The organism is Kitasatospora griseola, assembly GCF_044999035.1.
GTDB lineage: Bacteria > Actinomycetota > Actinomycetes > Streptomycetales > Streptomycetaceae > Kitasatospora > Kitasatospora griseola.
On sequence record NZ_CP173360.1, the window covers coordinates 1,874,007 to 1,887,685 of the forward strand.

A 13,679-nucleotide genomic window follows, 5' to 3' on the forward strand; every position below is an offset into this window, starting at 1 on the left:
ACCTGACTGACCATCAGATTTCTTTCATGCCGCGCCATGTCGGTTCCGTCGAGTCCGCGATCCCTGTGGTTAGCATCGATTCCCGTTCAGTTCGGTGACGATTCATCCGGAGGGCCGTGCGTTGATCCCGGAAAGATCGGCCGGTCCGAGGGCCGGCCTTCGCACTGTTCTGCGGTGCGCCGCCTATCCGGCTCTTCTCCTCTCGGTACCCGCGGCCGCCGCGGCCGCCCTCGTCGCGCACGCGGACATCGGCCGCGTTCTCGTCCTCCACCAGGTCCTCGTCATCGGCTACCTCTGGGCCCTGGAACGGCTGATCCCCCACCGGCCCGACTGGCACCCCGGCGGGCGCGAACTGCGCTGCTACGGCGTCTACTTCGTCCTGACGATGGTGGGCGGGGCGATCGGCCAACTGCTGGTCACGGCCCTGGTCGCCCGGGTGGCGCCGCCGCATCCGGTGCTCCCCCTGCAGGCCGAGATCCCGCTCGCACTGCTCGCCGGCTCGCTGGCGAAGTACCTCTTCCACCGCTGGTCCCACCACCAGCCGTGGCTCTGGCGGCTGCACGGCGTCCACCACGGACTGGACAAGGTGAACGTCGCCAACAACGGCGTCAATCATCTGCTCGACGTCCTGCTGGGGCAGGCCGTGGTCCAACTGGCGCTGGCCTGGCTCGGATTCTCCCGGGAATCGGTGTTCTGCGCCACGCTCTTCGTGGTCGCCCAGGGATATTTCGTGCACGCCAACATCGACGTCCGAATCGGCCGGCTGAACCACCTTCTCGGCAGTCCGGAACAGCACCGGCTGCACCACAGCACCGACCTCGCCGAATCCGGCCACTACGGCGCGGACCTCGCGATCTGGGACCACCTGTTCGGCAGCTTCACCTGGCGTCCCGGGCAGGTCCCGGCGGCGGTCGGGCTGAGCGACCCCGACAGCTTCCCGCCCACCGCCGACGTCCTCGCCAGTCTGCTGCACCCCTGGCGCACCGCCGCCGACGCCACCACCGGATCGTCCGGCTGAACCGATCCCCGCCACCCGCCCACCCGTCCCGTCCCGGGGCGCCACGACACACGGAACGGACCATGACGGACTCGCCCAACGACTACCAGGACCGGATCGCGATCATCGGCATCGGCTGCCGGTTTCCCGGCGGAGTCCGCGACCACCGGGGTTTCTGGCGCAACCTGATCGAGGGGCGGGACTGCATCGTCCCGACCCCGGCCGACCGCTACGACACCGCCACCCTGGGCAGCCGGGACAGAGCGAAACCGGGCCGCCTGATCGGCGGACGCGGCGGCTACATCGACGGGGTCGACGAGTTCGACCCCGAGTTCTTCGGCATCAGCCCGCGCGAGGCCGAACACATGGACCCGCAGCAGCGCAAACTGCTGGAGGTCGCCTGGGAGGCGCTGGAGGACGGCGGCCAGCTGCCGAGCCGGCTCGCCGGACGCGAAGTGGGCGTGTACGTCGGCGCGTTCACCCTGGACTACAAGATCCTGCAGTTCGCCGACCTGAGCTTCGACACGCTGGCCGCGCACACCGCGACCGGCACCATGATGACGATGGTGTCGAACCGCATCTCGCACTGCTTCGACTTCCGCGGCCCCAGCGTCTCCATCGACACCGCCTGCAGCTCCTCCCTGGTGGCGCTGCACCTGGCCCGGCAGAGCCTGCTGCGCGGCGAGACCGACCTCGCGCTGGCCGGCGGCACCCTGCTGCACCTGGCGCCGCAGTACACCATCGCCGAGACCAAGGGCGGCTTCCTGTCCGCCGAGGGCCGCTCGCGCGCCTTCGACGCGACGGCCGACGGCTACGTCCGGGCCGAGGGCGTCGGCGTGGTGGCGCTCAAGCGGCTCTCGGACGCGCTGCGCGACGGCGACCCGATCCACGCGGTGGTGCTCGGCAGCGGCGTCAACCAGGACGGCCGCACCGACGGCATCACGGTGCCCAACCCGGACGCCCAGGTCACCCTGGTCCGCCGGGTCTGCGCCGAGGCCGGCATCGAGCCGGGCAGCCTGCAGTACGTCGAGGCGCACGGCACCTCCACCCCGGTCGGCGACCCGATCGAGGCGCAGGCGCTGGGGCGGGTCCTCGCCGAGGGGCGCAAACCCGGCGACCGCTGCTACGTCGGCTCGGTCAAGACCAACATCGGGCACACCGAGGCGGCCGCGGGCATCGCCGGGCTGGTCAAGACGGTGCTCGCGCTGAAGCACCGCCGGATCCCGCCGCACATCAACCTGGAGCGGCCCACCGACGCGATCGACTGGGCCGCGCTGCCGTTCGAGGTCCCGACCCGGGCGGTGGAGTGGCCCGCGCACGAGGGCCCGGCCCGGGCCGGCGTGAACTCCTTCGGCTTCGGCGGCACCAACGCGCACGTGCTGCTGGAGGAGGCCCCGGTGCGCCCGGCCGCCGCCCCGCCCGCGCGCGAACCGGCCCGCACCGTCCTGCCGTTGAGCACCCGCGACCCGGCCGGGCTGCCCGAGCTGGTCGACGGCATCCGGCAGGAACTCGCGGGCGCGGACGGCGCTCCGGTGGCGCTGGCCGACCTCGGCCACACCCTGGCCCGGCGCCGCGAGCACCACGAGCACCGGCTCTCGGTGGTGTACTCGCCCGACTCCCGGGAGTCGCTGGACGAGGCGCTGGCCGCCCACCGGCGCGGCGAGCCGCACCCCCGGGTGCTGACCGGCCGCCGGCTGGAGCGCGCGCAGCGCCGGCTGGTGTGGGTGTTCACCGGCATGGGCCCGCAGTGGTGGGGCATGGGCCGGGGCCTGTTCGAGTCGGAGCCGGTGTACCGCGAGGCGGTCGAGCGCTGCGACGCCGAGATCCGCCGGCAGGCCGGCTGGTCGCTGCTGGCGGAGATGCACCGCGACGAGGCCGACTCGCGAATGGCCGAGACCTGGCTCGCCCAGCCCGCCAACTTCGCCGTGCAGGTCGGCCTGGCCGCGCTCTGGCGCAGCTACGGCCTGCGCCCGGACGCCGTGGTCGGGCACTCCACCGGCGAGGCCGCGGCCTTCCACGAGGCCGGGGTGCACGACCTCGCCGAGGCGGTCGGCGTGATGCTGCACCGCAGCCGGCTGCAGCACCGACTGGCCGGCAGCGGAACGATGTTGGCGGTCGGCCTGACCGAGGCAGAAGCCGCCCGGCGGATCCGGTCCTGCCAGGACCGGGTGTCGGTGGCCGCCGTCAACAGCCCCTCCTCCGTCACGCTCTCCGGCGACGGGGACGTCCTCGCGCAGCTCGCCGCCGAACTGGAGCGGGAGCAGGTCTTCGCCCGGTTCCTGCCGGTGCAGGTGCCGTACCACAGCGTGCGGATGGACCCGATCCGGGACGAACTGCTGGCCGCACTCGCGGACTTGAAGCCCCGTCCGGCCGAGGTCCCGCTGTACCTGACGGCCCGTGAGGGGCGTGCGCACGGCACCGAGCTCGACGCCGGCTACTGGTGGCAGAACGTCCGCGAGGCGGTGCGGTTCCGCGCCGCCGTGGATCTGCTGGTCGACGACGGCCACCAGGTGTTCCTGGAGATCGGCCCGCACCCCGTCCTCGGCCACGCGATCCGCGAATGCCTGGACGGCCGGGAGGCGACGGGCTGGACGGTTCCCTCGATCCGCCGCGAGGAGGACGAGCCGGAACGATTCGCCCGGTCGCTGGCCGAACTGCACAACCTGGGCGTCGAGTTGGACTGGGCGGCGCTGCAGCCGGGCGGCGCCCCGGTGCCGCTGCCGGGCTACCCGTGGAAGCGGGACCGGTACTGGGTGGAGCCCGCGCCGGTCGAGCAGGTCCGGCTCGGGCGGCTCGACCACCCGCTGCTGGGGCGGCGCACCGCGAACGTCCGGCCCACCTGGGAGGTCCAGCTCGACCTGGAGCGGCTGCCGTACCTGGCCGACCACCGGATCCAGGACTCCGCGGTGTTCCCGGCCGCCGGCTACCTGGAGATGGCCGCGCAGGCGGTGCGGGTGCTGACCGGCGCGGACCGGACGGTGCTGGCCGACATCGAGCTGTCCAAGGCGCTGTTCCTCTCCGAGTCCCAGCCGTCGACCGTCCAACTGGGCTTCGACTCCGACGGCGTGACCTTCTCGGTCGCCTCGGTCGGCGCCGAGCGCACCGTCCACGCGTCCGGCGTGGTCCGCACCGACCAGCGCCGCGGCGCCGGGCCCGCGCCGGACTTCGAAGCGGTCCGGGCGCGCGCCCGACGACGGCTCGCCGGGGCCGACTGCTACCGGGAGCTCGCCGAGCTGGGCTACGGGTACGGCCCGGCGTTCCGGCGCATCGAGGAGGTCTGGATCGGCCCCGGGGAGGCGCTGGCGCGGATCCGCCCGGCCGAGCCCCGCCCGGTGGACGCCGACGCCGCGCACGTCCACCCGACGCTGCTCGACGCCTGCTTCCAGGCCCTGCTGACACCGCAGCTGCTCGCCGAGCAGCGCCCGGCGAACGGCATCCGGCTGCCGCTGTCGATCGGCGAGGTGAGCCTCGACCGGGTCGGCGACCGGCCGTTCTGGGTGCACGCGACCGTCACCCGGGAGGACGGCGACGAGCTGATCGGCGACCTCGCCCTGCACGCCGAGGACGGCGCCCTGCTCGGCCGGGTCACCGGGTTCCGGGCGGCCGGCGTCGAGGGCGCCGCGGCCTCCGTGGGCCTGACCGCCATCGACGGCTGGCTGGCCGAACCCATCTGGATCGACCAGGAGTCGGCGGAGGGCGGCACTCCACCGGACCGGCTGGTGGTGCTCGCCGACGCGCACGGCCTGGCCGAGGAGCTGGCCGCGCAGGTGCGCGGGCGCGGCGGCCACTGCCACCTGGTCCGCCCGGGCGAGGAGTACTGGCACGGCGAGGACGCCTCGACGGTCCGGCCCGAGGACGCGGCCGACCTGCGCCGACTGTTCGCCGACCTCGACGACGGCTTCGACACCGTGCTGCACCTGTGGAACCTGGACCTGCCGTCGCTCGACGCGGTGCGCCGCGAGCAGTTGGCCGACTGCGGCACGCTCGGCGGCTGGTCGCTGATCGCCCTCGCCCAGGTGCTGCCCGAGGCCCGGCCGAACGGGCGGCTGCACATCGTCACCCGGGGCGCGCAGGCCGTCGTCGAGGACGACCCGGTGGAGCCGCTGGGCGCACCCGCCTGGGGCATCGGACGGGTCCTGTGGCAGCAGGAACTGGTCGCGCAGCGCGGCAAGTTGATCGATCTTGGGCCGCTGGCCGACCACCCCGCCGAGGCCGCCGCGGTGCTGCGCGAGCTGGCCGTCGCCGACGCCGAGGAGATCGCGCTGCGCGGCGAGCGGCGCCGCACCTGCCGGCTGCGCCGGCCCGCCGACCTCACCCGGCCGCTGCCGCTGCGGCTGCGCGCCGACGGCAGCTACCTGGTGACGGGCGCGTTCGGCGCGCTCGGCCGGCTGCTGTGCCGGACGCTGGTCAAGCGCGGCGCGCGGCGCCTGATCCTGGTCGGCCGCACCGCGCTGCCCGCGCGCGAGCAGTGGGCCGAGGTCGACCCGGACACCCCGGCCGGCCGGCGGGTGGCGTTCCTGCGGGAGCTGGAGGAGCTCGGCGCCCACCCCGTGCCGGTGCCGCTGGACATCACCGACGAGGCCGCCCTGGCGGACTGGCTGGCGGACTACCGAAGCCGTCAACTCCCGCCCGTACGCGGCGTGTTCCACCTCGCCGGGCAGGTCAGGGACGCGCTGGTGCCGGAGCTGGACCGGGAGGTGTTCGACGCCGCGTGGGAGCCGAAGGTGGTCGGCGCGCACGTGCTGCACCGGCAGCTGCGCGAGGAGCCGCTGGACCACTTCGTGCTGTTCGCCTCGATCGCCTCGCTGCTGACCACCGCCGGGCAGACCAACTACGCGGCGGGCAACGCCTTCCTGGACGCGCTGGCGCACCACCGGCGGGCCCGCGGCCTGCCCGCGCTGAGCATCGACTGGGGCCCGTGGGCGACCGGCATGATCGAGGAGCTGGGCCTGGTCGGCCACTACCGCGAGGCGCGCGGGATGAGCTCGCTGCCGCCGGCCGCGGGCATGGCCGTGCTGGAGCGGATCATCGGCCAGGACCGGGCACAGCTGCTGGTCGCCACGGTCGTCGACTGGCCGGTGTTCCAGGCCTGGTACGCCTCGCCGCCGCCGCTGGTGGCCGAGTTGGCGGCCGCCGCCGACGTCCCGCAGGCCGCCCCGGCGGGCGGCTTCCCGGCCGCGTTCCGGGCCGCCGCCCCCGAGGCCCGCCGGACGCTGCTGGCCGGGCGCTTCACCGAGCTGGTCGCGGCCGTGCTGCGGGCGAAGCCGGAGCGGATCGACCCGGCGGCGGGCCTGAACAGCCTCGGCCTGGACTCGCTGCTGGCGATGGAGCTGCGCGCCCGGATCCACGCCGAACTGGGCGTCGCGCTCCCGGTGGTGACGCTGCTCAGCGGTGATCCGCTGGAGCAGCTGATCGAGCGGCTGTACACCGCCCTGCTGGAGTCGGCGGCCGACGACGGCGGCGATCAGGAGCGGGCGGAGGTGGAGCTGCACACCGACGAGTCGCGGTACCCGCTGACGCACAACCAGAAGGCGCTGTGGTTCCTCAAGCACCTCAACCCGGACGCCTTCGCCTACAACATCGGCGGCGCCGTCGAGATCCGCACCGAGCTCGACCCGGAGCTGATGTTCGACGCCTTCCGGGTGCTGCTGGAGCGCCACCCCGCCCTGCGGGCCAACTTCCTGCTGGAGGACGGCCGGGCCGTCCAGGTCATCCACCCCGAGGCGCGCCCGGACACCGGCCTGTTCGACGTCCAGGACCGGGAGTGGGACGACATCCACGACATGATCGTCCAGGAGTACCGCAAGCCGTACGACCTGGAACGGGACCCGCTGGTGCGGCTGCGGCTGTTCAAGCGCGGGCCGGACCGCTGGGTGCTGATGAAGGCGGTGCACCACATCGTCTCCGACGCGATCTCGACCTTCACCTTCATCGACGAGCTGTTCACGCTCTACGAGGGGCGGCGGCACGGCCGCCCGGTCGAGCTGCCGCCGGTGCCCTCGCGCTACCTGGACTTCCTGAACTGGCAGAACGGCCTGCTGGCGGGGCCGGACGCGAAGCGCATGCTGGAGTACTGGCGCACCCACCTGCCGGCCGAGACGCCCGTGCTGGGCCTGCCGACCGACAAGCCCCGCCCGTCCGTGCAGACCCACAACGGGGCGTCCGAGTTCTTCCGGCTGGACGACGAACTCAGCGCCCGAGTCCAGGAGTTGGCCCGCGAGCACGACGTCACGGTGTTCATGGTGCTGCTCAGCGCGTACTACCTGCTGCTGCACCGCTACTCCGGGCAGGACGACATCATCGTGGGCAGCCCGGTCACCGGCCGCACCCGCGAGGAGTTCGGCTCGGTCTACGGCTACTTCGTCAACCCGCTGCCGCTGCACCTCGACCTGGCCGACCGGCCGTCGGTGGCCGAACTGCTGGGCCGGGTCCGGGAGACGGTGCTGGGCGGCCTGGACAACCAGGAGTACCCGTTCGTGCTGCTGGTCGAGCAGCTCGGGCTGCAGCGCGACCCGAGCCGCTCGGCGGTCTTCCAGGCGATGTTCATCCTGCTCACCCACAAGGTCGCCACCGACAAGTACGGCTACCACCTGGACTACATCGAACTCCCGGAGGAGGAAGGGCAGTTCGACATCACCCTGTCCGCCTACCAGGACCGGGCGGACGGCACCTACCACTGCGTGTTCAAGTACAACACCGACCTGTTCGAGCCCGCGACGATGGCCCGGATGGCCGGGCACTACCGCAACCTGCTGGACGCGCTGACCAGGGCCCCCGCCGAGCAGGCCGCCGACCGGCTGCCGCTGCTCGACGCCGACGAGCAGCGGCGCCTGCTCGACGAATGGAGCGGCGCGGCGCGCACCGAGCCCGCCGAGGCGCCGGTGCACCGGCTGATCGCCCAGGTCGCCGCCGAGCGGCCCGAGGCCGTCGCCGTGACCCTCCCCGCGGCGGACGGCGGCGTCCGGCGGCTGTCCTACGGCGAGCTCGACCTCCGCAGCCGCCGGGCCGCCGGGCGGCTGCGCGAACTCGGCGTCAAGGACGGCGCGGTGGTGGCGCTCTGCCTGGACAAGTCGCCCGAGCTGGTCGTCGCCCTGCTGGCGGTGCTCCGGGCCGGCGGCGCCTACCTGCCGCTCGACCCCGAGCACCCGGTGGACCGGCTCTCCTACCTGACCGGCAACGCCGACGCCGTGCTGCTGCTCACCGACCGCGACCGGCCCGACCTGGCCGGGCTCGCCCCGCAGGCGCTGACCGTCGACGAACTCGACCGGACCGTCGGCGGCGCCGGCCCCGAACCCGTCGTCGACCTGGACGCGCCCGCTTACGTCATCCACACCTCCGGCAGCACCGGCCGCCCCAAGGCGGTCCGGGTCAGCCACCGCAACCTGGCCTCGGTGTACGCCGGTTGGCGCTCCGCGTACCGCCTGGACAGCGAGGTCCGGGTGCACCTGCAGATGGCCGCCCAGTCCTTCGACGTGTTCACCGGCGACCTGGTCCGGGCGCTGTGCTCGGGCGGCAACCTGGTGCTGGTCGACCGCGACCTGCTGTTCGACACCGCCCGGCTGTACCGGACGATGGTGCAGGAGCGGGTCGACTGCGCCGAGTTCGTCCCGGCGGTGGCCCGCGGCCTGTTGGCGCACTGCGAACGCGAGGGCCACCGGCTGGACTTCATGCGCCTGCTGATCGTCGGCTCGGACGCCTGGAAGGTCGAGGAGCACCGCCGCCTGCACGCGCTGTGCGGCCCGGACACCCGGGTGGTCAACTCCTACGGGCTGACCGAGGCGACCATCGACAGCGCCTGGTACGAGGGCCCGGCGGACGGGATCGAGCCCGGCCGGATGGTGCCGATCGGGCGGCCGTTCCCGAACAGCGCGCTCTACGTCCTCGACGAGCACGGCGAGCCCGTGCCGCCGGGGGTGGCGGGCGAGCTGTGGGTCGGCGGGGCCGGCGTCGCCGACTGCTACGTCGGCGACCCGGAGCAGACCGCCGAACGCTTCACCGTCCGCACCCTGGGCGGCCGACGGGTGCGGCTGTACCGGACCGGGGACCTGGCGCACTGGGCGGCCGACGGCACCGTGCGGCTGCTCGGCCGGGCCGACAACCAGGTCAAGGTGCGCGGCCACCGCATCGAGCCCGGCGAGATCGAGACCCAGCTGGCCGCACTGCCCGGCGTCGCCCAGTGCGCTGTGACGGTCCGCCAGGTCGACGACGGCGGCGGGGTGCTGTGCGCCTACTACGTCCCCGAGCCGTGGGCGGGCCCGGACCCGCGCGAGCTGCGCCGGCAGCTCGCCGACCGGCTGCCCGCGTACATGACGCCCTCGTACCTCACCGAACTGTCCGCGCTGCCGCTCACCCCGAACGGCAAGGTCGACACGGCCGCCCTGCCGGCCCCGGCCTTCGACCCCGGGGACGACGAACCCGAGCCGCCCACCACGCTGTTCGAGGTGCGGATGGCCGAGCACTGGAAGTCCCTGCTCGGCGTGGAGCGGGTCGGCCTGCAGCACGACTTCTTCGAGGCCGGCGGCAGCTCGATCAAGCTGATCGAGCTGATCCACCACCTGCGGGCCGAGTTCAACGTCTCCATCCCCGTCAGCCTGCTGTTCGAGTCCACCACGCTGCGCGGCATGGCCCGCACCCTGGGGCACGTCATCACCGGCAAGGTCGCCGGCGCCCAGCCGTACCTGTCCTTCAACCCGCAGGAGGCCGCCGGCGGGACGGTGTTCTGCTTCCCGCCGGCCGGCGGGCACGGCCTGGTGTACCGGCAGATCGCCGCGCACCTGCCGGAGTACCGGTTCGTCGCGTTCAACTACCTGACCGGGGACGACAAGGTGGCGCGCTACGCCGACCTGATCGAGTCCTTCCCGGAGCAGGGCCCGTACACCCTGCTCGGCTACTCGCTCGGCGGCAACCTCGCCTTCGAGGTCGCCAAGGAGCTGGAACGCCGCTCCCACCAGGTGCCGCACGTGCTCATCGTCGACTCCTACCGGATCACCGAGGCGTTCGCCCTCCAACCCGAACACCTCGACGCGTTCGAGCGGGAACTGCGCGAACACCTGCTCCGGCACACCGGCTCGGACCTGGTCGCCGAGGAGACCCTCAGCCAGGCCCGGGAGTACCTCGACTTCTGCAGCCGCACCCCGAACCTCGGCTCGGTCCGCGGCCTGATCAGCGTCATCTCCGACCAGGAGAAGGTCCCGTTCTACGCGGCCGGCAACCAGGGCACCTGGCACGGCAGTTCGAGCACCCGGACGACCGTGTTCCGCGGCTTCGGCAGCCACGCCGAGATGCTCGACCAGGACTTCGCCGCCCGCAACGCCGAACTGACCCGCGGCATCCTCACGGGAGGAGCGTCCGGTGCCGCGGTCTGACGGCGGGCCCCGGGTCATCGTCATCGGCGCGGGTGTCGGCGGCCTCGCCACCGGCTGCTACGCGCAGATGAGCGGGATGCGCAGCCGGATCTTCGAGAAGCACGTGCTGCCGGGCGGCTGCTGCACCGCCTGGTCGCGCAAGGGCTACCTGTTCGACTACTGCATCGACTGGCTGATCGGCACCGCGCCGGGCAACGACGCCCACCGCGTCTGGCGGGAGCTCGGCGCGCTCGACGGCAAGACCGTGACCAACTTCGACCTGTTCAACCGGGTGGTCGACGAGCACGGCCGCGCCGTCACCTTCTACAACGACCCCGACCGGCTGGAGCGCCACCTCCTCGACCTCTCCCCCGCCGACGCCCGGCTGATCCGCGGCTTCTGCCGGGACCTCAGACGGTTCGCCACGCTCGACCTGCACCCCTTCCTCAAGCCGTCCGCCCTGAAGACCACCCGCGAGCGGCTCGACACCCTGCGGACGGTGCTGCCCTCGTTCCGGCTGCTGTGGCGGACGGCGGCGACCCCGCTCAACGCCTTCGCCGACCGCTTCCAGGATCCGCTGCTGCGCCAGGCGTTCCGCAACATCCTGTTCCAGGACCCGGACGGCTTCCCGCTGCTGCCCTACCTGTACAGCATGGCCGCCGCCCGCAACCTCAACGCGGGCTTCCCGCAGGGCGGTTCGCTGGGCCTGGCGCGGTCGGTCGAGCACCGCTACACCTCGCTCGGCGGCCGGATCGACTACCGCTCCCGGGTCGAGCGCATCCTGGTCGAGGACGGCCGGGCGATCGGCGTGGAACTCAAGTCCGGCGAGCGGCACTACGCCGACCACGTGGTCTCCGCCTGCGACGGGCGGACCACCATCTACCGCCTGCTGGAGGGCCGGTACACCGGGCCGCGGATCGACCGGCTCTACCAGGAGGAGCTGCACCGCCCCGGCACCCTGTTCCCCGCCGTGGTCTCGGTCTTCCTCGGCATCGACGGCGAACTCGACGCCGAGGACCCGCACTGCACCACCTACCTGCTCCCCGCCGAGCAGGCCGCCGAACTGCCCGGCGGGCTCCAGCGCAGCCTGGTGGTGCAGCAGCGCTCGCGCTACTCGGACGGCTTCGCCCCGCCCGGCAAGTCGGTGATCCACTGCACCTACTTCAGCGACTACGACTACTGGAAGAGCCTGCGCGCCCGCGACCGCAAGGAGTACCGGGCGCACAAGCAGCGCGCCGCCGACGTGGTCCGGGCCTTCCTGGAACGGCGCCACCCGGGCCTGGGCGCGCGCATCGACCTGATCGAGGTCGCCTCGCCGGCCACCATGGAGCGCTACACCGGCAACAGCTACGGCAGCATCCTCGCCTGGAAGGCGTTCTCGGGCGCCGACGACCTGATCACCAAGCTGATCAACCGGGACCGGATGCGGCTGCCCGGGCTGAGCGGCTTCTCGATGGCCGGCCACTGGGCCAGCCTGGGCGGCCTGATCCGCGCGGCGTCCAGCGGCCGGTTCGCCGTCCAGTACCTCTGCGAGGAACTGGACGTGGAATTCCGGGCCTGGGAGAGCGAGGACCAGGACCCCTGGCATCCCGGCAAGCTCGGACACCTGCCCCAACTCGCCCGCTGGAGCGCGTCGGCATGACCGGACCACGCAGAGAGACCATGATCGTCATCGGCGGCGGGCTGGGCGGCCTGTCCACCGCCTGCTACGCCCAGATGAACGGCTACCGCAGCACCGTCGTGGAGATGCACGAGATCCCCGGCGGCTGCTGCACCGGCTGGGACCGCGGCAACTTCACCTTCGACTGCTGCATCAGCTGGCTGCTCGGCTGCGGACCGGGCAACGAGATGCACCAGATCTGGCTCGAACTCGGCGCGCTGCAGGGCAAGCAGATGCGCCACTTCGACGTGTTCAACATCGTGCGCACCGAGCACGGCGAGGTGTACTTCTACTCCGACCCGGACCGGTTGGAGGCCCACCTGCTGGAGATCTCCCCCGAGGACGCCCGCACCGTCCGGGAGTTCTGCGCGGGCCTGCGCAAGTTCCGCGCCTGCCTGGCGAGTTACCCCTTCCTCAAGCCGGTCGGGCTGATGGGCACGGTGGAGCGCTGGCGGATGCTGGCCGGCTTCCTGCCGTACTTCAACGTCATCCGGCGCTCCATCGGCACCCTGATGACCGACTTCTCGGCGCGGTTCAGGCACCCGCTGCTGCGCGAGGCGTTCAACTACATCCTGTACGAGCGCCACCCGGCCTTCCCGGTGCTGCCGTTCTACTTCCAACTGGCCTGCCACGCCGACCTCTCCGCCGGCGTCCCCGAGGGCGGCTCGTTGGGCCTCGCCCACTCGATCGAACAGCGCTACCGGCGGCTCGGCGGCGAGATCCACTACAACGCCAAGGTGACGGAGGTGCTGGTCGAGGACGACCGGGCGATCGGCGTCCGGCTCAGCGACGGGCGCGAGCTGTACGCGGACATCGTGGTCTCCGCCGCCGACGGCCGGACCACCGTGATGGACCTCCTCAAGGGGCGCTACCTCGGCGACACCTACCGGGAGTTGTACACCAGCACCATCACGGAGCCGGGCATGGTCTTCCCCGGGTACGTCACCGTCTTCCTCGGCCTGCGCCGGCCCTTCCCCGACGGCGAGCCGTGCACCACCTACCTGCTCGACCAGGACCGGGCCGCCGCCCTGACCGGCATCCGCCACCCCAGCATCAACGTCCAGTTCCGCAGCCGGCACTACCCCGAGCTCTCCCCGCCGGACACCACCGTCGTCTACGCCAGCTACTTCTGCGACATCGCCCCCTGGCGGGCCCTCAGCACCGGCCCGGAGCAGCAGAGCCGGATGCGCCGCGGCGAGGAGCTGCACACCCTGCCGACCGGGCGCGGCAAGGCCTACCAGACCGCCAAGCGCCAAGTCCGGGACACCGTCGTGGACTTCCTCGACCAGCGCTACCCCGGCCTGAAGGCCGCCGTCGCCGTCAAGGACGTCTCCACGCCGCTCACCCAGGTCCGCTACACCGGCAACTACGACGGCACCGTGCTCGGCTGGCAGCCGTTCGTGACCAGCGGCGAGACGCTGGAGCAGGAGATGAAGCGCAACGGCCCGGTCCTGCCCGGCCTGCGGAACTTCTACCTCTCCGGGGTCTGGGCGACCACCGGCGGGCTGATCCGGGCCGCCGCCGCCGGCCGGCACGTCATGCAGTTCGTCTGCCGCGACGACGGCCTGCCGTTCCGGGCCGAGATCGACCGCAGCGCGCCCCTGCCCACCCATCTCGTCGTCCCCGTGGACCGTCGAGCCGTAGACCGTCGATCCGTTGATCCGTCGATCCGTTGAGG

At 72.7% G+C, this 13,679-nt stretch carries 4 protein-coding genes; all 4 read left to right on the top strand.

Annotation, left to right across the window (positions count from 1 at the left end):
• Nucleotides 1-121: 121 nt before the first annotated feature.
• On the top strand, nucleotides 122-1,018 hold the full coding sequence (locus ACI1MP_RS08665) for a sterol desaturase family protein (protein ID WP_404870779.1): 897 nt from the start codon (nucleotides 122-124) through the stop codon (nucleotides 1,016-1,018).
• A gap of 62 nt (nucleotides 1,019-1,080) precedes the next feature.
• On the top strand, nucleotides 1,081-10,362 hold the full coding sequence (locus ACI1MP_RS08670) for an amino acid adenylation domain-containing protein (protein WP_404868250.1): 9,282 nt from the start codon (nucleotides 1,081-1,083) through the stop codon (nucleotides 10,360-10,362).
• A complete protein-coding gene (locus ACI1MP_RS08675; RefSeq protein WP_100586209.1) occupies nucleotides 10,349-11,983 on the top strand; it encodes an NAD(P)/FAD-dependent oxidoreductase in 1,635 nt (544 codons plus the stop codon). The genes ACI1MP_RS08670 and ACI1MP_RS08675 overlap by 14 nt, the downstream gene beginning before the upstream one ends.
• A 20-nt stretch (nucleotides 11,984-12,003) precedes the next feature.
• On the top strand, nucleotides 12,004-13,677 hold the full coding sequence (locus ACI1MP_RS08680; protein ID WP_380336507.1) for a phytoene desaturase family protein: 1,674 nt from the start codon (nucleotides 12,004-12,006) through the stop codon (nucleotides 13,675-13,677).
• Nucleotides 13,678-13,679 lie beyond the last annotated feature (2 nt).

Excerpts from the sequence above, each read along its gene's own strand:
- ACI1MP_RS08670 (WP_404868250.1), top strand. The coding sequence starts at position 1,081 with ATGACGGACTCGCCCAACGACTACCAGGACCGGATCGCGATCATCGGC.
- ACI1MP_RS08680 (WP_380336507.1), top strand. The coding sequence starts at position 12,004 with ATGATCGTCATCGGCGGCGGGCTGGGCGGCCTGTCCACCGCCTGCTAC.